Origin of the sequence: Streptococcus oralis (assembly GCF_015561235.1) — a bacterium.
Lineage (GTDB): Bacteria > Bacillota > Bacilli > Lactobacillales > Streptococcaceae > Streptococcus > Streptococcus oralis_BK.
In genome coordinates, this window is the sequence record NZ_JADMTC010000001.1 from 1,253,752 (window position 1) to 1,273,660 (window position 19,909).

At 38.3% G+C, this 19,909-nt stretch carries 37 protein-coding genes; 4 read left to right on the forward strand and 33 right to left on the reverse strand.

Going from position 1 to position 19,909, the window contains the following annotated elements:
• Nucleotides 1–10: 10 nt before the first annotated feature.
• The 33 genes from I2H52_RS06295 to I2H52_RS06455 form a co-directional block, all read right to left on the reverse strand.
• Nucleotides 11–334, reverse strand: coding sequence for a hypothetical protein (locus I2H52_RS06295; RefSeq protein WP_195594756.1), 324 nt, complete (start codon nt 332–334; stop codon nt 11–13).
• Nucleotides 331–678, reverse strand: coding sequence for an HK97 gp10 family phage protein (locus I2H52_RS06300; RefSeq protein WP_000063884.1), 348 nt, complete (start codon nt 676–678; stop codon nt 331–333). Before I2H52_RS06300 ends, I2H52_RS06295 begins: the two co-directional genes overlap by 4 nt.
• Nucleotides 675–974: a phage head closure protein gene (locus I2H52_RS06305; RefSeq protein ID WP_070837064.1), complete on the reverse strand. Its 300-nt coding sequence runs from the start codon at nt 972–974 to the stop codon at nt 675–677. The genes I2H52_RS06300 and I2H52_RS06305 overlap by 4 nt, the downstream gene beginning before the upstream one ends.
• Entirely contained in the window at nt 961–1,242 is a 282-nt protein-coding gene (locus I2H52_RS06310; RefSeq protein ID WP_061864902.1) for a hypothetical protein, read from the reverse strand. The genes I2H52_RS06305 and I2H52_RS06310 overlap by 14 nt, the downstream gene beginning before the upstream one ends.
• A 2-nt stretch (nt 1,243–1,244) precedes the next feature.
• Nucleotides 1,245–1,535: a hypothetical protein gene (locus I2H52_RS06315; protein ID WP_195594758.1), complete on the reverse strand. Its 291-nt coding sequence runs from the start codon at nt 1,533–1,535 to the stop codon at nt 1,245–1,247.
• Between the two features lie 11 nt (nt 1,536–1,546).
• Nucleotides 1,547–2,719, reverse strand: a complete 1,173-nt coding sequence (locus tag I2H52_RS06320; RefSeq protein ID WP_195594760.1) for a phage major capsid protein — start codon at nt 2,717–2,719, stop codon at nt 1,547–1,549.
• A complete protein-coding gene (locus I2H52_RS06325) occupies nt 2,704–3,294 on the reverse strand; it encodes an HK97 family phage prohead protease (protein ID WP_084911244.1) in 591 nt (196 codons plus the stop codon). Before I2H52_RS06325 ends, I2H52_RS06320 begins: the two co-directional genes overlap by 16 nt.
• Entirely contained in the window at nt 3,278–4,480 is a 1,203-nt protein-coding gene (locus tag I2H52_RS06330) for a phage portal protein (protein ID WP_195594762.1), read from the reverse strand. Before I2H52_RS06330 ends, I2H52_RS06325 begins: the two co-directional genes overlap by 17 nt.
• 19 nt (nt 4,481–4,499) lie before the next feature.
• A complete protein-coding gene (locus tag I2H52_RS06335; protein ID WP_195594765.1) occupies nt 4,500–6,230 on the reverse strand; it encodes a terminase large subunit in 1,731 nt (576 codons plus the stop codon).
• Nucleotides 6,217–6,615, reverse strand: coding sequence for a P27 family phage terminase small subunit (locus tag I2H52_RS06340; protein WP_195594766.1), 399 nt, complete (start codon nt 6,613–6,615; stop codon nt 6,217–6,219). The genes I2H52_RS06335 and I2H52_RS06340 overlap by 14 nt, the downstream gene beginning before the upstream one ends.
• A 137-nt stretch (nt 6,616–6,752) precedes the next feature.
• The gene (locus I2H52_RS06345) at nt 6,753–7,073 is read right to left on the reverse strand and encodes an HNH endonuclease (RefSeq protein WP_195594768.1); all 321 of its coding nucleotides are present in this window, start codon (nt 7,071–7,073) and stop codon (nt 6,753–6,755) included.
• 134 nt (nt 7,074–7,207) lie between these two features.
• A complete protein-coding gene (locus tag I2H52_RS06350) occupies nt 7,208–7,495 on the reverse strand; it encodes a hypothetical protein (RefSeq protein ID WP_195594770.1) in 288 nt (95 codons plus the stop codon).
• Nucleotides 7,496–7,657: 162 nt separating this feature from the next.
• A complete protein-coding gene (locus I2H52_RS06355) occupies nt 7,658–8,200 on the reverse strand; it encodes a site-specific integrase (protein WP_049543898.1) in 543 nt (180 codons plus the stop codon).
• Nucleotides 8,201–8,390: 190 nt separating this feature from the next.
• On the reverse strand, nt 8,391–8,792 hold the full coding sequence (locus tag I2H52_RS06360) for a transcriptional regulator (RefSeq protein ID WP_195594772.1): 402 nt from the start codon (nt 8,790–8,792) through the stop codon (nt 8,391–8,393).
• Entirely contained in the window at nt 8,789–9,127 is a 339-nt protein-coding gene (locus tag I2H52_RS06365; protein ID WP_195594773.1) for a helix-turn-helix domain-containing protein, read from the reverse strand. Before I2H52_RS06365 ends, I2H52_RS06360 begins: the two co-directional genes overlap by 4 nt.
• Entirely contained in the window at nt 9,118–9,369 is a 252-nt protein-coding gene (locus tag I2H52_RS06370) for a hypothetical protein (protein WP_195594775.1), read from the reverse strand. Before I2H52_RS06370 ends, I2H52_RS06365 begins: the two co-directional genes overlap by 10 nt.
• A complete protein-coding gene (locus tag I2H52_RS06375; RefSeq protein ID WP_195594777.1) occupies nt 9,369–9,629 on the reverse strand; it encodes a DUF1372 family protein in 261 nt (86 codons plus the stop codon). The genes I2H52_RS06370 and I2H52_RS06375 overlap by 1 nt, the downstream gene beginning before the upstream one ends.
• A gap of 8 nt (nt 9,630–9,637) precedes the next feature.
• On the reverse strand, nt 9,638–9,919 hold the full coding sequence (locus I2H52_RS06380) for a hypothetical protein (protein WP_195594779.1): 282 nt from the start codon (nt 9,917–9,919) through the stop codon (nt 9,638–9,640).
• A complete protein-coding gene (locus I2H52_RS06385; RefSeq protein ID WP_195594781.1) occupies nt 9,919–10,497 on the reverse strand; it encodes a hypothetical protein in 579 nt (192 codons plus the stop codon). Before I2H52_RS06385 ends, I2H52_RS06380 begins: the two co-directional genes overlap by 1 nt.
• Nucleotides 10,497–11,198, reverse strand: coding sequence for a DUF1642 domain-containing protein (locus I2H52_RS06390; RefSeq protein WP_195594783.1), 702 nt, complete (start codon nt 11,196–11,198; stop codon nt 10,497–10,499). Before I2H52_RS06390 ends, I2H52_RS06385 begins: the two co-directional genes overlap by 1 nt.
• The gene (locus I2H52_RS06395) at nt 11,176–11,607 is read right to left on the reverse strand and encodes a helix-turn-helix domain-containing protein (RefSeq protein WP_195594785.1); all 432 of its coding nucleotides are present in this window, start codon (nt 11,605–11,607) and stop codon (nt 11,176–11,178) included. The genes I2H52_RS06390 and I2H52_RS06395 overlap by 23 nt, the downstream gene beginning before the upstream one ends.
• Before the next feature lie 13 nt (nt 11,608–11,620).
• On the reverse strand, nt 11,621–12,037 hold the full coding sequence (ssb, locus tag I2H52_RS06400) for a single-stranded DNA-binding protein (protein ID WP_033687671.1): 417 nt from the start codon (nt 12,035–12,037) through the stop codon (nt 11,621–11,623).
• On the reverse strand, nt 12,034–12,354 hold the full coding sequence (locus tag I2H52_RS06405; protein WP_195594787.1) for a 3-dehydroquinate synthase: 321 nt from the start codon (nt 12,352–12,354) through the stop codon (nt 12,034–12,036). Before I2H52_RS06405 ends, ssb begins: the two co-directional genes overlap by 4 nt.
• On the reverse strand, nt 12,351–12,761 hold the full coding sequence (locus I2H52_RS06410; RefSeq protein WP_195594789.1) for a YopX family protein: 411 nt from the start codon (nt 12,759–12,761) through the stop codon (nt 12,351–12,353). Before I2H52_RS06410 ends, I2H52_RS06405 begins: the two co-directional genes overlap by 4 nt.
• The gene (locus tag I2H52_RS06415) at nt 12,745–13,254 is read right to left on the reverse strand and encodes a MazG-like family protein (protein ID WP_195594791.1); all 510 of its coding nucleotides are present in this window, start codon (nt 13,252–13,254) and stop codon (nt 12,745–12,747) included. The genes I2H52_RS06410 and I2H52_RS06415 overlap by 17 nt, the downstream gene beginning before the upstream one ends.
• Before the next feature lies 1 nt (nt 13,255).
• Nucleotides 13,256–13,477 carry a hypothetical protein gene (locus tag I2H52_RS06420; protein WP_195594793.1) on the reverse strand — a complete coding sequence of 74 codons (222 nt, stop codon included), beginning with the start codon at nt 13,475–13,477 and terminating at the stop codon, nt 13,256–13,258.
• Complete coding sequence (locus tag I2H52_RS06425; protein WP_195594914.1) at nt 13,470–14,243, reverse strand: DNA methyltransferase; 774 nt, start codon at nt 14,241–14,243, stop codon at nt 13,470–13,472. The genes I2H52_RS06420 and I2H52_RS06425 overlap by 8 nt, the downstream gene beginning before the upstream one ends.
• Nucleotides 14,244–14,267: 24 nt before the next feature.
• Nucleotides 14,268–14,465, reverse strand: a complete 198-nt coding sequence (locus I2H52_RS06430; protein ID WP_075229572.1) for a hypothetical protein — start codon at nt 14,463–14,465, stop codon at nt 14,268–14,270.
• Entirely contained in the window at nt 14,465–15,334 is an 870-nt protein-coding gene (locus I2H52_RS06435; RefSeq protein ID WP_195594795.1) for a phage replisome organizer N-terminal domain-containing protein, read from the reverse strand. The genes I2H52_RS06430 and I2H52_RS06435 overlap by 1 nt, the downstream gene beginning before the upstream one ends.
• 14 nt (nt 15,335–15,348) lie before the next feature.
• Nucleotides 15,349–15,561 carry a hypothetical protein gene (locus I2H52_RS06440; RefSeq protein WP_084953662.1) on the reverse strand — a complete coding sequence of 71 codons (213 nt, stop codon included), beginning with the start codon at nt 15,559–15,561 and terminating at the stop codon, nt 15,349–15,351.
• 80 nt (nt 15,562–15,641) lie between these two features.
• The gene (locus I2H52_RS06445; protein WP_000370958.1) at nt 15,642–15,899 is read right to left on the reverse strand and encodes a hypothetical protein; all 258 of its coding nucleotides are present in this window, start codon (nt 15,897–15,899) and stop codon (nt 15,642–15,644) included.
• Nucleotides 15,900–15,911: 12 nt separating this feature from the next.
• Nucleotides 15,912–16,625, reverse strand: a complete 714-nt coding sequence (locus tag I2H52_RS06450; RefSeq protein ID WP_195594796.1) for an ORF6C domain-containing protein — start codon at nt 16,623–16,625, stop codon at nt 15,912–15,914.
• A gap of 4 nt (nt 16,626–16,629) precedes the next feature.
• Nucleotides 16,630–16,839: a helix-turn-helix domain-containing protein gene (locus tag I2H52_RS06455; RefSeq protein WP_195594797.1), complete on the reverse strand. Its 210-nt coding sequence runs from the start codon at nt 16,837–16,839 to the stop codon at nt 16,630–16,632.
• 286 nt (nt 16,840–17,125) lie between these two features.
• Here I2H52_RS06455 and I2H52_RS06460 point away from each other — a divergent pair, with 286 nt between their 5' ends.
• The 4 genes from I2H52_RS06460 (at nt 17,126) to I2H52_RS06475 (ending at nt 19,643) form a co-directional block, all read left to right on the forward strand.
• Nucleotides 17,126–17,491: a helix-turn-helix domain-containing protein gene (locus tag I2H52_RS06460; protein ID WP_195594798.1), complete on the forward strand. Its 366-nt coding sequence runs from the start codon at nt 17,126–17,128 to the stop codon at nt 17,489–17,491.
• 12 nt (nt 17,492–17,503) lie between these two features.
• Entirely contained in the window at nt 17,504–17,893 is a 390-nt protein-coding gene (locus tag I2H52_RS06465; protein ID WP_195594799.1) for an ImmA/IrrE family metallo-endopeptidase, read from the forward strand.
• A 9-nt stretch (nt 17,894–17,902) separates the two neighbouring features.
• Nucleotides 17,903–18,322: an Ltp family lipoprotein gene (locus tag I2H52_RS06470; protein ID WP_195594800.1), complete on the forward strand. Its 420-nt coding sequence runs from the start codon at nt 17,903–17,905 to the stop codon at nt 18,320–18,322.
• A gap of 172 nt (nt 18,323–18,494) precedes the next feature.
• Nucleotides 18,495–19,643, forward strand: coding sequence for a tyrosine-type recombinase/integrase (locus I2H52_RS06475; RefSeq protein ID WP_195594801.1), 1,149 nt, complete (start codon nt 18,495–18,497; stop codon nt 19,641–19,643).
• Nucleotides 19,644–19,909 lie beyond the last annotated feature (266 nt).

Genomic DNA, 19,909 nt, shown 5'->3' on the forward strand with positions numbered 1-19,909 from the left:
TCATTCCTCCTTAATATAGATAGACCGTATAAGACTTGACATAGAGTCTTTCAGTCTCGATAAATGTTTCTTCTTGAACATTGAAAAAGAGCTCGTGGGTTGTCCACAGCTCTTCCAGACGTTCTTCCAAATCTTCATCCTTATTCTCAAAAGCCAGCTCAACTGTCACACTCTTAATTTGATGATTAAACGTGTTGTCAGCTGCATTGATGGCTGGACTCGATTCATAATAGACCAGGTAAGGTAGGTCAGGAGCGTTCCCAATTTTAAACGCTCGATAAGTGACAGGCAAGTTTGCCTGTTCCAAAATAGCAGCAAAGTCTGATAGCTTCATTTCCCAATCTCCTTGATACGCTTCTCAAAGTTCTGAATTGCTTTTTCTTCAGCTGGCTTGATGTGGACGATACCAGCGACACGACCACCATTTCTTGAAAGGTGTCCGTTCTCAAGTATGTGAGTAAGACTTGCAACTGCGTTGAACACAACAAAAGAGCCATTGGCCAACTTCTTCTTTTTCCAACTTCTACGATACTTTCCGTACCGTTTCGGACTTGTCTCTTTCAACTCATCCACAGTCTCATCAGCCACTTGCTCTGCAATCTTATCCACTTCTTCAGTAACCTCATCAGAGTAAGCTGCAAGCTCTTTCGCTATCAAATCAGCAAGGTCATTACTCATTTCAAGACCTCTGACAAAGTCAACTCTAAAATTTCAGAATCGATAGGATAGGTTTTTAAGATGCGATATTGCTTGCCTTCAAACTTCGCAAACTCCTGATTCTCATACTCAAAATTTCGAATCTCAACGACCAAGCTCGGTTTTAGCCCTGCCTGATTCGCCTGATAAAATTCAGAGCGAGTAACCTTCTTTTTACGACATAAGAGAGTAACTTCAACATCTTCAGAGATTGGTTGTAGTAACTTATCCTTACCTGTGACTTTCTTAGAGATCAGCTTGATTTCATGATTCCACATTCTTGACCTCTTTCTTTGATGCTATCTGTAAATTATGCAGTCGCCATTGAAGGTGACGTGGCATATCCACCCCACCTTCATAGCGATAGGCAGCATAGTCAACGATAAACATTTCATGGTCAGCACGCTCACCAACAAGCTCGATACCAAGGTTATCGGTCAATTCAGTGATGACACTTGAAATGATTTTTTCTAACGGCTTGTCTCTCAAGCGGGTTGAAATACCCAGCTTAAGCTTCAGCAATTCTAAAAGCTGACCTTCGTCCATGTTTACTCCTCAACTTCCTTAGCAGGCTCTTCAACAGTTTCCTCAATTGTTTCTTCCTGCTCAATTGCGGGCTCTTCCTTCACTTCTTTTGTTTCAGAAACTGGTTTCTTAGGTTCATCATCTCCCAAAACCTCAAGGAAGATAGAGCCAGCAGTGTTGGCACCGGTCAAAAGGCCATTGGTAAAGCTATCTGTAGGCTCATGTCCTTCACGAGGAAAGATATCGCCAACAGCATAGTCATGATTTTCAGGATCAGACAAGTCCTTGAAAGGACGGATTACTTTATAGCTCATACGCTACCTCCTTAAGCTACAACATCAGTGTAAGTTCCGAAGAATCCAGCTTCTTCATCTACTCTCTTAATATCCAAACGGATAAAAAGCCCAAGCAATTGTCCGTAAATGTCATTGTTCACCCATTTAACGGATACTTGAGCACGGTCAAACTCTTTGACGAACTCAGTGACATCACCGATGAAGAATTTCATGTCCCCTTCATTTCCAAACACTGTGTCATCTACTTTGTAGATTGTTTTACCACCAAATGAATATCCAGTAGGTGAAGCTACATCAGTTTGAAGCATGTAGCGTCCATCTTTGTCCTTCACCTTGTCTAGTGCAGCAAACATTGACTTAGTTACAACGATGCTTGCTTTGTAAATTGATTTAAGCTTCTTGTTGTAGATATCTTTAATACCATCAAATCCAGCTGCATCTGCTTGGGTAGCTGTTTTGAGGACAGCTGTAACTAATGACAATTCAGTATTTTCACCTTGATTGAACACTTCATCTTCAACAATGGACATGATGTCATAGTCTGCGTCGTCAATCATTTCTTGTGACACAGGGACATATCCACGGTAAGTCTTGATTGAATAATCAATCTCGCTGATTGCTGGTTTTCCGAGTTCTGGATTTGATTTCAATTCATCTGTTGAAACCATTACACCATCTGTTTTCTTGATAACTGGATATTTACCGGATCCACTGTTAACTTTAACACGCTCCACAAGATCCAAAAGTGGATTACGTGTTTTTTCAAGGAAGTGAGGTTTTAGTACTTCAGTAGGGATCAGAGCTGCGCTTCCTGAATCAGTAGTTTTCAAACCTACGATGTCACGAGTTTGACCAGTACGAATGTATTTAGCAATTGCGTCACGTTTTTCCAATTTCTGTCCTCCACGTTTTTCTTGACTTGGGTAAGTCGGTGCTTTACGATTCAATTCTTCAACTTGATTTTGTAAAACTTCGATTTCTTTTTCAAGTTGTTCTTTTTCTGCCAATTTTTCATCCAATTCTTTTTGGATGTCTTCCAGGCTCTTTTCAACTGCTGAAACTTCTTCATCATTTCCAGCTTGATCCAATTTCTTCGCTTCAAGTTCAGAACGCTTGTTCAATTCTTTGATTGATTCTTCAAGTTCTACCACTTTTTCTGCTTTGTTGCGCATACGAGCGCCTAAAATCAATGATTTGTGCATAGGTTAAATTTCTCCTTAATTTCTTTCTTGCGCTTGTCCAGCGCTTCACGATTGGCACGTTGTTGACTTTCAAAATCTTTCTGTCGTGCAGCAATTTCCGTTTGCGGATAAGCCGGGAAAGTACATGGACTCACTTCAAAGATTTCTAATTCCAAGATAGTGTCCAGATACGAACCATCTGCTTGCTCTTCCGTATTGATTTTGATTGGGATGAAACCAAAGCTACATCCAATTACATCGCCGCGCTGAACACGAGCATAGGCTCCAACAGCTTGCGGATCATCTTTGTTGATGATGATATCACCGTAAAGTCCGATTTCATCAACTCCCAAAATGACCGTCCCGTTACCAGTACGACCAAGCACTAAACTATCATCATGGTTAAACAATGCCCTGATGTCAGCTCCTTTGATGGCTTTTTCAACACCCTCACGTTTGATTACCTCAAAGTAACCCGGCCATAATTCAGTAACTTCATCGAACTTGATAAAGTACCCGCTCAAAATCAAATCACCAGTATCACTTTCTTCTCGTGTCTTGAACTGAGCAGTACGATAACTATTCCGTTTGTTCATTCTCTTCCTCACCTCCTTTCAACTTCTTCTGGTCCCCAAGTCTGTCTTGCGGTAGATAATTTTCAAGAGCAAGGAGCTCATCCATATCAGGATCAGGTGGCATCCCAAGCCAATCCCTCCACTCATTTCGACGCATTGCCATATTTTGGGTCATCTGTTTAGCTACTGATGACAATTCTGTAATGTCATACGAATAAAGAGAGCGAGCATTAAGTTTGAAATACCGATTGTTTGAAACTAGTAAATCTCTAGTTAAGGTCTGAGTAATTGTATTAGCAATACTCATAACTGTTGTATTGACAAAGTTGTTGTATTCTTCTTTGTCGAAACTTCCAACTCCTAAAATAAAAGCTGGAACTCCCAAAAGTCCAGCAACTGTTTTCTTGTCAATTTCAACAGATTCATTGATAGCGATATCTTTTAAGCTGAGTGGCTTGACCTGTTCGACACTCAACAAAGCATCAGGAATAATCCACGGCTCACCTGCCTGACTTGTTGTTAAGTATTTCTTAGCGACCTTGTCTCGCCCCTCTTGCGTGCCCAATTCTCCATTCGAAGAATCAACCTTAACAATCAAGCTAGGAACGTTCTTGCCATTCATAAAGCCTTTTTTGATTTGAGTTGCAAGGTTTAAATTCCTAACAATATCCCTCAAAGCAAGCCTATATCCAGTCCCTACAAATGGATTATCTGGATCAGGATTGATTACAAAGTGCACGATTTCGCTTGAGTTGTAGTCAATGCCACGATAATTCACAACATAACCAACATCGTCACTCTTGAACGATACTTCACTCATAGAGAATGGTCTCAGGTTCAAAATGTAATCATTCACAGGATCATATTCGACATGAAGAACCGAATTCCCGTCACCAAATAGTAACAGGTCACGCACAATCTTGAAAATCCAAGTCTTGCGAGTCATGTTTTCGCATGGATTTACATCAATCTTCCGAGCTAGTCCATCTTTAACCCGTATGTCTCCCTTGTCGGTATTCTCCATCAAATGAATGGTCATATTTGATACCATGTCAGCAATCTTGTTAACTGCAGCAATCACATCAGGATTTCGAGCCAAAGGCACATAACCGTCACCGTCGATATAAAAGCCAAAATCTGAATGAGTGATAACATTTGTTCCGCTTCTACTCTTACCACGTTTCAAAATTCTATCTAAAAGCCCCATCTTTTCTCACCTCCTTTCTCTAATCAAAGAAGCTCATGACATTCTGATTCTTGCCAAGGTTAGCAAGAGCCTGAATGCAAGCAAAAACGCTGGCATCGAACAAGTCAATTCTTGCAGTACCACCGTCACCGTCTAATTTCTCATATTGCACAGCGTCATCCACCTTTTCAATCGCTCTAACGTTGCTCACACAGTATTCGTAAGCATCAGAATGAAGATAGTAAAACTCTTTATTCTTAACTTTGAACTCAATCCGTCTGAATCCCTCTGATTTCAGATAAAAAAGCTGAGGTTGGTCAATCATCTTGAACCGAGCTTGTTTCATCTTCGTCAGAAACTCACGTCCAAACTTCCTATCCATTCCGACAGCAGCAATCTTGAACCCTTTCTCCCTCATCTTGATGAACCATTTAACGATATCGTCATAAAGGACGGTTGGAGTATTGCTCATTGTTAACCAACCATCAGACTGCCAGCCAAAGAGTGGAATCCCGTCATCATTGGCTTTCTTTTGAGCGTTGACACGAGGAAAGAAAGCGTGTGTGATGCAAATATCAACATCTTTCTCACCATCATGGTAAACTCCATAAAGAGCAGCAGCGGTCAAGTCATGCAACCTTGACAAGTCAGCTCCACCATACCACTGAATAGGTAAACGTGCCAGCTCTTCTAAGGTCCAATCGTATTGACTATCTGAAGCGATGAACTCATCAGGATTGAAGTAAGCATTCATAGAGTTTGTGAATACATTCAAAGTCTTGTTGAAAAACTCGTTTCTTGTCTGTGGATCATTCATAGCTTGCTCTGCTTCTTCTTTCAGAGCCTTGAGCGACACCGTCACACCCCACGAGGGGTTGGCTTTCTTAAGAACATTCTCGTCCAGGTAATCCCCCACGTCTCCATCGGTAGTCTGGTCAGCTTTGCAGATGAATATGAACAAGGAATCATCTTTGACCAATTGCTTGAGGACCTTTTGACAGTATTTCAAACGGTTAGCAAGGAAACCAGTAGGAATATCACCAGCTGTAGAGATAACAAAAAGCATACTGTTTCGGTATGCTGACATCGTTTTCTTCATAAGACCATACTTCTTACTGTTTCTCATCGTGTGAGCTTCATCCATGACAACAACGTTTCCGTTCAAAGCGTCCAGACGGCTCTCATCATTTGCCAAAGCTTGGATAAAGAAAGAACCTTCATCACCAAAGTTAGCACTGATTGAGTGTTCCTGGTTGTTGTCCTTGATACGAATGTTCTTATCATTCCATCGTTCAACATTGAACTTCAAGAATCCAAAGGCTTCCATCGCTTGCTTGACTGAGTTGGCCACGATGTAGCATTTTGAACCGCTATCAGTGTCTAATATCTGATAAGCAAGTGCGATTGCAGCAGTAAACGAGGTCTTCCCATTCTTCCGAGCAAGCATGATAAGCGCTTCTTTGAACCTGCGCTCATTTGACCCCTTGTAGTAAAATCCAAACAGATTGACTACTACGAAATGTTGCCACGGTTGCAAGAGTAATGGCTTGTTACGGATTGACACCGCAAACATATCATCACCCTGCTGATGTACTATCGTGTTCTCGATAAAGTGAACAACGAAATCAATGATTTCCTCATCCATTTCAAACTCGGGATTGTCAAGATCACGAATGAACCTTTCAGCAGCAAGAATATTCTCCTCGCAATGTTCCTCTCTGTGAGAAATGACGTGCCGAGCATACTCTTTCGCTTTATCAAGATTGCCCATTGCCAGTCACTCGCTTCTTCTTGATTTCGTTTTTGAACTTCAGGACCTCAGTAAGAACTGACTCGCCCTCTTGTTCTACTACCTCACCGAGAGATTTCGGATTCATCATCAGCTGATTAGAGTAGCTGAGAATGTCTTTTCTCAAAATTTCCATCGCTGTTAAGATTGGAACTTTACGCTCATTCTCTGCACCAGCCTTATTGACGTAGGTGTCTGTTACTGGATAACCCATGTCAGCATAATCTTGAGCAAGTTTCTGATACTGATAGAGCATTCCTGCAAAAATATCAATGATCATTTCGAACTCTTTACGATAAGTGCCCAAATCTTTCATCTGCTTGACCACTTTTGACTTAATAGACTTCGCTGTAATTGGTTTAGCCAAAAACTACCTCCTTTCGTCAAAATCGCTTAGTTTTTACCCCCTTTTTGTTTGAAGGCCCCCGACTTGGAAAAAGTTCCCTTCACCGGTACCCTACTGGCCAAAATGATTTTTTTTAAAGAGGGGGGGACTAAAAATTTTCATTTTTCATTTTTGAAAAAATTTAAAAATTCTTTTTTTCTCTTTTTCTGCCAGTACAAGCCTTGGTTGATTACTCTATCGTTCACTCTATCATGAAACGTATTGTGTTTCTTATTCGTCAACGGCAAACAATTCCATTCAACGAATTCAAGTTCAGGATATTCAGATACAGGAAAGATATGATGTACCATTTCTGCTTGAACAGAAATTCCATATCGTAAACTTTCTTGACAAAGATAATCATACCTTCGCATTATCCTATCACGAAACTTCTCCCACTTCTTTGACTTCAAAGATTGTCTGATAGGTTTGTTGTACATGGCAAACCTCCTCTCTCAATACTAAAAGGGACAGGTCAGTGACCTATCCCCTCTCATACAAGAAATCCATGCTATCATAATAACCCTTTTTATGTGAGACTTCAAGGGGTCTTTTTTCTCATTTTTTTAAAACATTAATGATCATCTGGGAAGTTAAAACGTTTCGAGATGAATTCTAAAGTTTGTGGATCTGTATCTATGTTTACTTCTGATTCTGGAATTATAGAAACTTTTGTTTCAGAATCTTCCAGTATTTCTTTTTCCCAATCTACAAGAATGTATGTACAATCTGGTCCGAACTCTTTTGGAATGACATTGTACCCAACTATCTTGAAATTCACTCCTGGATTATTTTTAATGTCTTTGTTCAGTTTGTTAACTGCTCCAGATTCAAACAATATATCACGATATTCTTTAATCATGTCATACTCCTTTTTCTATGTTGTTTTACCCCTCACTTTCACATATCTTATATTTTGTTAAACTCACTCTAAATCTCAAACCCTTACTAAGCATGGGTTTTAAAGCATTTCGTTTTTTCAGTTTATGCTTAACTCATTATGTGAAAGTAATATCTAAAAAAATTAAATGACAAAGTTCCGTAAAGCATCATCAAGCTCTGCTTGTTCTATCCCTATGTATCTCAGGGTAATTGCAGGTGATGAGTGATTGAACATTTTTTGTAATGTTCCTACGTCCTTTGTCTTGTTGTAATATTTATAGCCAAATGTTTTTCGCATTGTGTGAGTGCCGACATTATCAATGCCTAGTTCTTCAGCTGCTTCATGTATGATTTGATAGGCTCGCTCACGAGTGATTGCTTTATTCTGACCTTGCCTACTCTTGAATAAGAAATGATGAAATGGTTTGTCCTCGACATATCTCCTCATTTCTTTCTTGAGCTCTTTTGTCATCCGTCTTGTTATCTGCTTGCCAGTCTTCCGTTCTCTCAGTTTGATGTGCCAGCCTTGAACATCTTTAACTTTCAAGGTAAGTATATCTCCGACTCGCAAACCAGTATTCAGGCCTGTAATGAATAGCATATAGTACATCTCATTCCACTCTCTGAGATAATCTTTCATTGCCTGAATGTCATCATTATCTTTTATCGGTGATACAAATTCCATATTCTACCTCCTTTCCACAAAACAAAAAGCCAGCGTTTGCTGACTCTTGACGATACTTCTGTTGGACAACTTTTTGACTAGAATTAAGGATGACTCCTCAAGTGTGATGTGTGTTTTGTTTCAGAAGTTCATGCTATCATAATAGACCTTTTTTCGTGAGACTTCAAGATGTCTTTTGTCTCAATCTTATTTACAACTCACCTTTCAGTATAGCGTACTGTTCTAAGATAATCCTTCTACGTCGATAGATTGTAGCTTTGCTCATGAATTTCTGTTCTGCTATTTCTTCCCACCTCAGTTGAGGATATCTCCAACGCAGATTAAAGATTTCCTTATCTTCATCAACTAGATTGATCAAGAGTTTGTTGATAATCCCTTTGAACCCTTCAAGGAATTTTAAGGTTGGATCATCCGCTATTCTGATTGCAATGGTTTCGGTAGGTTTGCTTATTCCTACGCTAGGCCCACTTTGAGCGTCTGGATTTCGAGTTTCTAGTTCTAGCCTTCTCAAATCTATTGTACGTTGAACGTTTTGAAATTTGAAAAGTTCTCTGTCTAATGTTTTGAGGTCTTCGTCGCTTAATTTCTTCAATTCCTACCCCCTCGATATCTTCGTGACTGCTTCCACTTGATAATCTTACCATCGTTATTGTTGTTGAAATAATCTGGCAATCTTGCCGTTGGACTTTCTTTATATACAACTTTTTCAACGATCTGGACTCCAGGCATCATTTCATCATCTATCCACCCAACAAGCCACGCAGGGTTTACATCATAGGTTTTAGCAATCATTTCAATTTGCTTAATCGACGGATATCCACCTCGCTCATACAAATGGATTGTATTTTGTGAAACACCTGTCTCTTTCGCCATCTGTCCTACAGATAGACATAGATCCTCTCTAAGTTCTTTCAATCTTAGTTGCATCTTGCTCTCCACTTTCTAGTATTAGCTTTTATGAATGCCGCTTGCTCTTGCATCTGCTTCCATTCATAATCCATGATAATTTCAAGTTGGTTGTTGCAAAGACCTTTTAAGAAATCATTTTGAGCTTCTAGTATCTCAATATCCTTATAGGCCCTTTCATACAGTTCATCTTCCAGAAATCTAATGCGCTCTGCCATCGCTTCCTGAATGATGGTGTAAGTTGGTTTCTTGTACTTTGTCATTACAATCTTACCTCATCTCCTATTTTAAGAGATTCATAGTTTGTTTGAGTAACTACAAACACTCCGTAATTTTGTACTGTGATAGTGTACATGTCGCCAATCTTCTCCTTTTGTAAGACTCTGCCTTTAATTTCTGCACCTTGATTATCAGCTTTGTAGATAACCATCGGCTTCTTCTCTTCTAAATTATGGATCTTGTCCATCTGCCAGATATTTAATCCAGCAGATAGCAGAATCCAGATAACTATGAATCGTTTCATTTTCATCATCACAAAACACCACCATTTAATTTATTGAATTCTTCTTTAGTGAACCCTTGACTAATAGTTATTTCAAAGTTTCTAAAAGAAATCTCACCAGATTGTAATTTACTTGCATTAATATTCCCAGATTTTACAACACTAGCATCTGGAATAAAAGTTTCGAAAACTCTCCCCATAGCGGAAAAAGTATTCCCTCCATCTGTACTGATTTTAATACCTATGGGGTAACTGTTAAACAGTTTACGATACTTCCTAATCAATCGTTTTCGTGTTTTATTTAGAGACATCACTCAACCTCCTCATTTTTTATTGATTCATACGCTCTTTTATAAGCATCCAAATATAGAAATACTATTTCAGACACTTTTTTACCAGCGAATTCAAGAGTCTCATAGTATTCTGAATCTTGTTCACTCAGGAATTCTCGAACAGTATCAGTAATGTGTTTGAATCCATGCCGATCATCGAAATATTCAAATAGTTCATCAAAATAATATCGATCATTTTCGTCTAAGTCTTCATATCGCTTATTATCAAAGAAATACTCAAGAATAATTTTTTTAGCTTCATCTTCATCATAAACAAAAAGATGTCGACTAGATGCTTTGATTTTTTCAATAAAATATCCAGCGTTGTTTGTGAAATCCTTATAGAAATCTTCCCAACTACCCATATTATTAAAATTTACTGCAACCAACTCACCGAAATCACCTGTGATGGCTAGAGATGAATTTTTCTTATCGAAAATATATCTTAGATTATACATTAGATTATATTCTGGACTATGATAATCAATGATTGTAATATCATCTAATTCGATTTTTTTAGCAATGTGCTTGTTAAAATAGTGTGCAAATGATTCCATCACTCAACCTCCTCCACTTCAAATAGTGGACTATTAAACACTTCACCAAAACCATAATATTCTAGTTCCTTTCGTGTAAATTTTTCGTTATTTTTCCAATTGTTAAAAAAATGGAATCCAGTTTCTGTTTGATTTAGATAATCATCTGTATTTTTTAACTTGACTTTGTATTTTGGCTCTTTCTCGGCCTCATAGTCAGTCAACCACGCTCGAGCGAAAAGTTCTTGGTTGTTTTTGTCATTAAGCCATTTCTTCACGAATTCGCTTTTTTTAGCGTAGAGATGGATGTTGTTACTATCTAGTGCATCACGCAAACTAAAATTTTTTAAAAGTTGGCATTCGAAAATCCAGTTATCCATAAAATTAGGGAGAAGCACTTTATTCAATTCTTGCCGAATCTTATCAGCATCTTTCAATTGATTTCCAACCCATTCTCCTTCAAGTTTACCTTGTTCGTAACCACTACGATATTTCATCAAACCGTAGTCGTCCCCTAATTCTTTAAGGATATCATTAAGCCATCTAGTCTGTGTCGTCGGATCAAACCCTCTGATTCGACGAACGACATCTTTTAACTTGAACGGCAATGGTTCTGGTTCGTCCAAAGACCGTAAGTCTTTCAAAACTAAATCAACCGAGGTCATTTTTTTCTTGCTAGTTTTAAATTTTTCATATCGTTCAATTAGTCCCTGAATGTTCATTCTCAAACTCCTCGCTTTCTTTAAAATCATCAACATAAAAATAATTGATATTCTTAGGGTTGACAGACAAATTTCTAATCCTCATCAAATTTCCATTGTTGAACTGACTAGTAATCTTCGTAAGTTCTTTTTCTGTAAAGTTTCTTACTAGAAAACTAAGTTCTTCACCATTAGTGAAGTGAATTTTTATTTTTTGATAATTGCTAACTTGTTCACTTTCAGGTTCATAACCAAGCAAGTATCCTACGCTTACTCCAAAATAATCTGCTAACTCATCTGCTCTATTCGTTTTGATTTGGCTTTCTCCATTTTCCCAACGTTGAATACACCGAGTTGGTGCAGCTATTGCTTCAGATAATTCCTGCTGAGTCAACCCTTTTTCTTTTCTTAATTGTTTTAATCTATTCATCCTTCACACCTCCCTAAAATGGCAATCCATCATCTGGAATATCCATCGGATCACTTGCTCCAAAACTTGGTGGCATCTGGTTTTCCATGCTTGACTGATTCGCAGAATTATCCTTCTTTTCAAGTGTTTGAAAGCTTTCAGCTACAACTTCCGTCACATAGACACGTTGTCCTTGCTGATTATCATAGCTACGAGTCTGGATGCGGCCTGTGATTCCTACCAGATTCCCTTTTTTGCACCAGTTTGCGAAATTTTCAGCCTGTTGGCGCCACATAATGCAACTGATAAAATCAGCTTCACGATCACCTGCCTGATTCTTAAAATTGCGATTCACTGCCAAACTGAAAGTCGCAACAGCCACATTTGATGGCGTGTATCGTAACTCAGGATCTCGAGTCAAGCGACCTACTAACACAACATTATTGATCATTTCCTATCTCCTTCTTCATTTTCTAAAACGGCATTTTGTGTAAAAGTATTGCCAATTTTATAGTATTTGTATTCCTCGGCTGTCACTTCAAATGTTTCTTCAACGTGCTTATTTCCTGCATGTCCAGAAACGACCAGAATATATCTTCTTTTGGTTCTTGTTGGCACAAGTACCGAACTTTTTCCTGTATTAACAGGTATGAACGTTGTATGAGGTTCATCAATGTACTTATCTACCACCGTCCCATTCGAAATCTGGTGACATGCTACGAGGAAGGACACGAGTAAAATAACACATAGAATTTTAAAATATCTCACTCCTTGACCTCCAAAAATTCTGGATTTTCGTAGATGTTTCCAATGACTTTGTAATACGGTAGGAATCTCTTTGCGATATCAATCCGATAGGTGCGACTTAGACCATCACCGTACCAGCGACCTTTGTCTTTGTCATACTTGACAATAAAGGTATATTCTGTTTGTATCTGATGATGTAAGATATCACCTTCAAAAACTTCTGTACCTTCCTTGTCAAAAAGTCCTGTTGATTGGCCTAGCGTGTCAGGATTTACTGGACACCAAGAACCAATAGTAATATACTGTTCGTTAGCTTCAATAACTTGATTGATAATAAATGAATACCCTTCATCTTCAATCAAGTACCCATACTTCCACTCTTCTTCGCTAAAAGCTTCAACGGAACGACCTCTAAATCTTGGTATCATTTGGCAAATCCTCCTCTTTGACAAACACCCCGTCAATCATCTTACCTTTGCGGTCCTTGATGACTTCATAAGCTTCTTCTAAACAACTTTCAGCTGTAGTTCCATTGCAAAATGAAACCGTACTAATCACGCTATCAAGAAACATCAGGTCTGCCTTAATTAAAGGAATCTGTGTCTCATTGTGGCAGACATGAGCGTATAGTTTCTGAGCGATATTGCCCAAACTTGAAACCATCAGCAGCAATTCAAGTTCCTGTTGATTGGCTGAAATCTGAGCACCGTTCTTGATTTGTTGATCAGGCCCAATCAAAACTACCTGAATATCACCAAGAGCATCATAAATCAATTCAGATTTATCCTTGGCAATACCCTCAAACAATTCACCCGACTCTTCCATCAATTTCAAGAATTGTTTGACAGGATTTGCTTTATGTAGATTTCTATCAACAAACCACTGTTGAACCTTTTCTTCTAAATTCATTTTTGTATTCATCTTATTTTTCCTCCGTTTTCTTCGTAATCAAGTAGTAGCAATCAGCTACTCCGTAGTCAATCCTGATGTTCTCACCACTCATGCTTTTCCGAAATCGTGGATGGCTGATTGCTGAGTAACTAGCTTGATGTTTCTTTAGTTCATTGATTGCACTATGTATGTGGCCGAAACTCCCAATGAGTATCTTGCGGTGACCGTTGTAAATGAAGTAGAGCTCAATCATCTTTGCAAAACTCCTTGTAGATTTTTTCGAAAATTTCTGACACCAATTTTTCAGGTATATTAGATCTCTCGTTGTATGATTTTGAGAAGTTCTTCCACTCTATGTCCTGCTTGATAATTTTATTCTTAAGATTAAGTTCAACATTGCTTCCAAAAATCGTCCGCTTTTGTAAAGGATAATCATAATTATTGTATCTAGCTAGGTTTTTGTATGGAATTCTGAATCCAATAACATCCTCAATGTAGGGCCACAGTCTGTCAGCTGCTGGATTCTCAATAACCCAAAATTGTGGTCTATATCTTTTTATGATTTCTATTGTGTTGAAAGCTGTTAGCTCGCCATTGACCCTTTTTAAAAATTGCCTGTCGTACTGATAATTTATATATGCTGACTCGTAATCCTTATTTGCCCTGATCGTGAACGGTGAAGGTCTTACTTGTGGAGCAAACAAGCTATCAGACACATCATTGCGTTTCCAACACGCATTCCCATTTTCCATGGCAGAAGCATTTGACCATGATTCGCATGGTGGACTAGCTATTACAAGGTCAGGTTTTGGTAATTTGTCTAACACGTCAAAGAGCGTGTTATCTCCAAATAAACGTTTGTAATCAGCAAGGTCCAGATTTATAAAATGATTGTTCTTGTTTTCTATATCCATTCCGATTGAATAGATTTCAATATTCGCCCCCCCCGAACTATTCAGAGAGTTAGCACCCTTGAAGTAAGAACCATTCCCACTATCAAAGAGTGCCCAGACTGTCATTTTCCTTATGATCAATACCTCCAATCATCCCTTCACCTCAACTGGATAGAAATTCCCAAAAGAACCTCTCAATGCCTTGCCTACCTGCAACGCAACTGCACGAGAAATAAACCGCATAGCTTTTCGCTCGTCCGAATACGAGACATCAATTCCAGTCACACTAATAGCCACAGACATCAAGAACGGTTTATCTTCTCTTGTCCCATGTTTTAAGATAAACATCAGCCACCTCCATTTTCAAGCCTTTCAAGTAGTTCACGTTTACGCTCTTCAAGCTCCTTCTTGGTCTCATCACTGGTATTATTAACGTAATTAGGCTGTGACCATTCAGGAACATTTGATTTCTGATTACCTGGGCGTTTGCTGATTTTGCTTTCTTTATACGCTCGTTCACGTTCCTCGACTGCTGCAATCGTCAAAACTCCATCGTTCTTCCAATTGGTTAAAATCGCTCTGATATAACTAAAATTTCTTTTACCATTATCAGCGGCAAGACCAATTGCTTTCAGGACAACTTTCGCTTCCATGCCATCTAATGTGATGAACTCTTTCAAGAGTTCAAATTGAGTTCCATCTAACGGAGCGATACGAGATTGATATTCTTCGACGATGAGTGCGACTGGATTTTCATCTATATCTTTCTCTATCTCTGTATCTATATCTTTCTCTATATCTTTATCTCCGTTGCAAGTTGTTGCAATGGTGTTGCAATGCAACTCCCTCAACTCTCTATGCTTGCGACTTCTGCGAGTGCTTGCTGTCTCACTACCAACCATCTCAGGAACTTGTTCTAAGAAATAATCTCTGTCATTTTTTCTAGTCAGCAAGCCCTTGCTCTCCAAGAAAATCAAAGTGATTTTAATATCTTCAACATTCTCATCAATGACAAGAGCAATTTCTTCAGCAAGATTATCAGCAAGTCCATCGTAGTAGATGTGCCCACCATCCTCTAAACTAATCAACATCATTTTGAGATAGATGATAGTATGTGTATCGCCACCAGCAATCTTCCGAAGCAATTTCATTTCTTTAGATTTGAAAAAATCTTGAGCTAGTTGAATCCAGTAGTATCGCTTATTTTTAACTACCATCGATGCCCTCCGTTTTAATCCACAAATGTTTCTTTTCGTGTCACGGGATCAATGTCAACACGTCGACCAGTTTTAAAATCGATAAAGCCTTTTTCAACTTGTGGCGCTTGAAATTGAATCTTCTTCTTTGGTCTCATGGCCATTTTAAGCTTGATATTCATAATCAGCGATTCAATAAAGACCACTGAAACTACTGTGCATACTGCGATAATTTGTAAATTGTTCATGTTTTTTATCCTCTTTTTGTGCTATAATATAGTCAAATAATTTTGCTAAGACCTTGTCCAGAAGCCTTTTAGTAAAGTTATTATATTTGATTAGAGAGCCATTCTTTGATGGCTCTTTTTGACCATTTCTTACCAGGTAATTCCTTTGGAAATCCCTTTAAGTAACGATAATTATCTGAAAATGTGGCATACTTAATTCCTAGAAAATCACAGGTAGTGTTCACATCCATCAACTCTGGATAGTGATCACTATCTTTTTCTATCTCGACTAGCCTTGTGATTGTGTCCTTAATAATGGACTTAATCCATTCAGACAGTGAAAGTAGAACATTGTCCATCTTCTTCCCCTCCTACCCTTCGTCAAATGAGTTCAATTTCATGATTTTCATCTTGGTATTGGTGCTTGGCTCCCAAGTCATCCAATATTTCAATGCTGCTTCTGCAAATTTCTTTGGTAGCAAGTCATAGCGACTAATGTTGAAGTGGTCCTTGAAATCAATCTCAGCTTGTCTGAATACTGATTGAGCGAAGATTTTATCAGCATAAGCTGGACTATCAATTCCGCCCAAGCAAGCTACCACACGAGCCTTACGCTTCTTCAGTAGTGATTGAGCATAGCTTGGATGAATCGGTTGTTCACTCTTGAGATAGTCGATATCTTCAAGCATGGTCGCCTGTTGCTCACGCAATTTCTTTTGGCCAGTAAATAGAGCGATGAAAGCATCCTCATCCAAGTCCTCTCGGATAAATCCGCCTTGTTTTCGAATAGCTGGCAAAACCTCTGATGTAACCCAACGCTTAAACTCTTTTGCTTGTGGAAGTTTACTTGAAAGAATGAGAGAATAGAGACCAGATTCGTTGATGATGATAGTATTTTGTGTTCGACCTAAATTGTCGGTGAGTCCGTATTTCACGGAGTCATCTTCATCAACGTGCCGAGAAATTGCATCCAGAGGTTTAGCATACCCCAAAATATCTGCAACATCTTTCCCAACGAACCAAGGCTCGTCATCAATTGTCAAAGTACGGACTTCCTGTCCGTGGAAGTTAAAAATTTCGTTCATATTCCTACTCTCCTAAATCAACCCAAGTTTCGTCAATTCCTAAAACATCACAAACTCGGTTTTTTAATTTATCGCTACCTTTACCATATTTCAATAATTCTGAAATGGTAGGTTTCTTCACTCCACAAGCACGGGCAAGGTGTGTTTGTGTCATTCCTTCTGAATTCAGTTTAGCCTTAACTAACTGAATCCATTTTTGATGTTGTTGGCTCATCCCTGACCTCCTTTTTAAAAAATTATCTAAAAAGTTAGCGAACTGCTTGACAAATTCTAAAACTAGTTTTAGAATATAGACATAGAGAAAAGACCTACTAAAAGTAAGTTTTACCTATATAAAACGGACGCCAATCAGTTTTGTAAGGCTTTAATTTTTAGTTATCTTGTTCGCTAACTCTTTAGCTTACGAATACTATTTTAAAACTAGTTTTAGAATTTGTCAATAGTTTTTATAACTAATTTTAAAATATTTTTTCGTAATGCTTAGAAAGGTTGAAATATCAATGTTCTTAGCATTCGACAGAATTAAAGAATTGGCTGATAAACAGAAAATTTCTTTAAATATTTTAGAAGAAAAGTTAGGATATAGTACAAATTATCTTTATAGTCTAAAAAAAGGTAATCCAAAATCTGACAGACTACAAGAAATAGCCGATTATTTTGGTGTTAGTACAGACTACTTATTAGGTCGTACTGAAAATCCTAATCTTGCAGATGATGCCAAGGAGTATACATGGCAAGGGAAAGTTCTAAATGTTGAAGAAATGGCATCGAATGTCATGATGTTTGGCGGTCGAGAATTAACAGATGAAAAGAAAAAAATCATCCAGTCTATCATTGAAGGTTATCTAAAAGAAGCTGGTGATTAGAGGTATTGCTTAGTGACTGAAAAAGAAATTATAAGTCATTTTCAGATTCGTATTATCGATTTTGATGGAGATTTGATGCCTGATGAATTTGGATTTTACGAAAAAGAAACCAATACAGCTTTCCTGTCGAGTAAACTTAGTAAAAAAGAGAGGGTTAAGGTCCTACTTCATGAACTAGGACACAAGGACCATACACGCTCAGAGTACCAGAACGCTCGCCTGCGCTGTGAAAACGAAGCTGATAGGAATATGATCCATCATCTCGTAAAAGACGCACTAGAAAGCTTAGACGACCCCAAAGAGTTTGATTACCTCAAATTCATGTCCTACTATGATCTAAAAACTATGACGAATGAAATCATGGTAAAAGAGGAATATTATAATTTAGCAAATATAATTTAAGGAGATGTTATGAAAAAAGAAAAAGATTCTAAACCTTTTTATAAAAAAGTTTGGTTTTGGATATTGGTAGCTATCTTAGCTATCGGTGGTTCAAATGCTCTTACAAAACAAACGTCAAGCAAAGCAGACGAAGAAAAAGCAAGTGCACTTAAAACAGCTCAAGAACTTGTCGAAAGTAAAGCATCATTTTCTGAAAAAACACTTCTTTGGTATTTAACAGAAAGTGCGAGTCACAAATATTCAAAGAAAGCTGCTCAATATGCTGTTGAGAATGTTGGTGATGTTTGGGTTAATGAAGCGCTCGATATTGCAAAAGAAGAAAGAAGTGAAGGTAAGACTGACCCAGAAATACTTAAAAGTTTGACAGATAAAGATGCTCAGTTTACTGAAGAACAGGCCCTGAAAGCTATTGAAAAATTAAATGAATAAAAAAAGCCCCACAATCGCCCTCGCCAAAGTTTGATTGTGAAGCTAACCATTATAAAAAATCAGCCATTAAAAAGGCCTCTTTTCTATACCCTATTTTACACCATGAAAGGGGTGATGTCAATATTCTCAATGTTTAGACCTTGTCCAGAAGCTGATAAACAAGGAGAATACAATGAAATATAATAAAACAAAATACCCAAATATCTATTACTATGAAACTGCAAAAGGCAAACGTTATTACATCAGACGCTCTTTCTATTTTCATGGTAAAAAGAAAGAGATTACTAAAAGTGGTCTCACAACCCTTCCACAAGCTCGTGCAGCCTTGGCAGAGATTGAGCAACAAATCCACGATCAGGAGTTAGGTATCAATACGAATCTAACACTTGATAAGTATTGGGATATCTATTCTGAAAAGAGATTGTCAACAGGGCGCTGGAATGACACTTCCTACTACCTCAATGACAACCTCTATAAAAACCATATTAAACCCAAGTTTGGTTCTGTTCTGCTTAAAAACCTGGACAGAAATGATTATGAACTCTTTATCGCTGACAAGTTGCAGAACCATACCCGATACACTGTTCAAACCCTCAATTCCAGTTTCATGGCATTGTTGAATGATGCAGTAAAAAATGGAAATCTGCTCTCAAATCGCTTGAAAGGTGTTTTTATCGGACAGAGTGATATTCCTGCAGCTAACAAGAAATTGACTCTCAAGGAATTCAAGACTTGGATGGCAAAGGCAGAAGAAATCATGTCAAAACAATTCTACGCTCTAACCTATCTGACCATTTTTGGATTGAGAAGAGGAGAAGTCTTTGGATTGCGCCCAATAGATGTCACTCAGAACGACAGTGGACGGGCTATACTGCATCTTAGAGATAGCCGAAGCAACCAGACATTGGAAGGGAAAGGAGGGCTTAAAACGAAGGATTCAGAGCGATATGTCTGCCTTGATGACATCGGAACAGACCTTATCTATTATCTGATAGCTGAAGCTTCTAAGATTAAGCGAAAGTTAGGGATTATCAAGGAGCAACAAAAAGATTATATCACCCTGAACGAAAAAGGTGGGCTCATCAATCCAAACCAGCTAAATAGAAACTTCAATCTAGTGAATGAAGCAACAGGTCTACATGTAACCCCTCACATGATGCGCCACTTCTTCACGACTCAGAGCATTATTGCAGGAATCCCACTTGAACAATTAAGTCAGGCGCTAGGCCATACAAAGGTTTATATGACGGATCGTTATAACCAAGTTGAGGACGAATTAGCCGAAGCGACAACAGACCTATTTCTTAGTCATATTCGCTAAAAAGTCCCCGCCACAACCTCAAAAAGTCCCCGCCAATTCCCCGACCAAAATCCGAAAAATACCGGAAAATATCGGAAAATTATTTTTAGAATAGTCCCAAAAAGCCTGAAATAGAGCCAAAAAACTCCACCAGTTCCGGTGGAGTTAAGGGAGATTATTATGAAAAAGAAAAGTTTAGGATTTCATTAAATAAAGGGTACTCAATGAAAATCGAAATCAGACTAGGCAGATAGACGCAAGCATAACTATAGTTAGCTAAGTCGACT

Bases quoted from the DNA above. Each gene is read 5' to 3' on its own strand.
- I2H52_RS06345 (WP_195594768.1), bottom strand. From the start codon at position 7,073: ATGTACAACAAACCTATCAGACAATCTTTGAAGTCAAAGAAGTGGGAG.
- I2H52_RS06435 (WP_195594795.1), bottom strand. From the start codon at position 15,334: ATGGTAGTTAAAAATAAGCGATACTACTGGATTCAACTAGCTCAAGAT.
- I2H52_RS06430 (WP_075229572.1), bottom strand. From the start codon at position 14,465: ATGTTTATCTTAAAACATGGGACAAGAGAAGATAAACCGTTCTTGATG.
- I2H52_RS06415 (WP_195594791.1), bottom strand. From the start codon at position 13,254: ATGAATACAAAAATGAATTTAGAAGAAAAGGTTCAACAGTGGTTTGTT.
- I2H52_RS06375 (WP_195594777.1), bottom strand. From the start codon at position 9,629: ATGAAACGATTCATAGTTATCTGGATTCTGCTATCTGCTGGATTAAAT.
- I2H52_RS06355 (WP_049543898.1), bottom strand. From the start codon at position 8,200: ATGGAATTTGTATCACCGATAAAAGATAATGATGACATTCAGGCAATG.
- I2H52_RS06475 (WP_195594801.1), top strand. From the start codon at position 18,495: ATGAAATATAATAAAACAAAATACCCAAATATCTATTACTATGAAACT.
- I2H52_RS06410 (WP_195594789.1), bottom strand. From the start codon at position 12,761: ATGATACCAAGATTTAGAGGTCGTTCCGTTGAAGCTTTTAGCGAAGAA.
- I2H52_RS06395 (WP_195594785.1), bottom strand. From the start codon at position 11,607: ATGAATAGATTAAAACAATTAAGAAAAGAAAAAGGGTTGACTCAGCAG.
- I2H52_RS06440 (WP_084953662.1), bottom strand. From the start codon at position 15,561: ATGAACAATTTACAAATTATCGCAGTATGCACAGTAGTTTCAGTGGTC.
- I2H52_RS06350 (WP_195594770.1), bottom strand. From the start codon at position 7,495: ATGATTAAAGAATATCGTGATATATTGTTTGAATCTGGAGCAGTTAAC.
- I2H52_RS06420 (WP_195594793.1), bottom strand. From the start codon at position 13,477: ATGATTGAGCTCTACTTCATTTACAACGGTCACCGCAAGATACTCATT.
- I2H52_RS06385 (WP_195594781.1), bottom strand. From the start codon at position 10,497: ATGGAATCATTTGCACACTATTTTAACAAGCACATTGCTAAAAAAATC.
- I2H52_RS06335 (WP_195594765.1), bottom strand. From the start codon at position 6,230: ATGGGCAATCTTGATAAAGCGAAAGAGTATGCTCGGCACGTCATTTCT.
- I2H52_RS06445 (WP_000370958.1), bottom strand. From the start codon at position 15,899: ATGGACAATGTTCTACTTTCACTGTCTGAATGGATTAAGTCCATTATT.
- I2H52_RS06425 (WP_195594914.1), bottom strand. From the start codon at position 14,243: ATGACAGTCTGGGCACTCTTTGATAGTGGGAATGGTTCTTACTTCAAG.
- I2H52_RS06455 (WP_195594797.1), bottom strand. From the start codon at position 16,839: ATGAGCCAACAACATCAAAAATGGATTCAGTTAGTTAAGGCTAAACTG.
- I2H52_RS06370 (WP_195594775.1), bottom strand. From the start codon at position 9,369: ATGACAAAGTACAAGAAACCAACTTACACCATCATTCAGGAAGCGATG.
- I2H52_RS06450 (WP_195594796.1), bottom strand. From the start codon at position 16,625: ATGAACGAAATTTTTAACTTCCACGGACAGGAAGTCCGTACTTTGACA.
- I2H52_RS06295 (WP_195594756.1), bottom strand. From the start codon at position 334: ATGAAGCTATCAGACTTTGCTGCTATTTTGGAACAGGCAAACTTGCCT.
- I2H52_RS06300 (WP_000063884.1), bottom strand. From the start codon at position 678: ATGAGTAATGACCTTGCTGATTTGATAGCGAAAGAGCTTGCAGCTTAC.
- I2H52_RS06320 (WP_195594760.1), bottom strand. From the start codon at position 2,719: ATGCACAAATCATTGATTTTAGGCGCTCGTATGCGCAACAAAGCAGAA.
- I2H52_RS06460 (WP_195594798.1), top strand. From the start codon at position 17,126: ATGTTCTTAGCATTCGACAGAATTAAAGAATTGGCTGATAAACAGAAA.
- I2H52_RS06330 (WP_195594762.1), bottom strand. From the start codon at position 4,480: ATGGGGCTTTTAGATAGAATTTTGAAACGTGGTAAGAGTAGAAGCGGA.
- I2H52_RS06365 (WP_195594773.1), bottom strand. From the start codon at position 9,127: ATGCAACTAAGATTGAAAGAACTTAGAGAGGATCTATGTCTATCTGTA.
- I2H52_RS06325 (WP_084911244.1), bottom strand. From the start codon at position 3,294: ATGAACAAACGGAATAGTTATCGTACTGCTCAGTTCAAGACACGAGAA.
- ssb (WP_033687671.1), bottom strand. From the start codon at position 12,037: ATGATCAATAATGTTGTGTTAGTAGGTCGCTTGACTCGAGATCCTGAG.
- I2H52_RS06470 (WP_195594800.1), top strand. From the start codon at position 17,903: ATGAAAAAAGAAAAAGATTCTAAACCTTTTTATAAAAAAGTTTGGTTT.
- I2H52_RS06305 (WP_070837064.1), bottom strand. From the start codon at position 974: ATGTGGAATCATGAAATCAAGCTGATCTCTAAGAAAGTCACAGGTAAG.
- I2H52_RS06390 (WP_195594783.1), bottom strand. From the start codon at position 11,198: ATGAACATTCAGGGACTAATTGAACGATATGAAAAATTTAAAACTAGC.
- I2H52_RS06310 (WP_061864902.1), bottom strand. From the start codon at position 1,242: ATGGACGAAGGTCAGCTTTTAGAATTGCTGAAGCTTAAGCTGGGTATT.
- I2H52_RS06315 (WP_195594758.1), bottom strand. From the start codon at position 1,535: ATGAGCTATAAAGTAATCCGTCCTTTCAAGGACTTGTCTGATCCTGAA.
- I2H52_RS06380 (WP_195594779.1), bottom strand. From the start codon at position 9,919: ATGTCTCTAAATAAAACACGAAAACGATTGATTAGGAAGTATCGTAAA.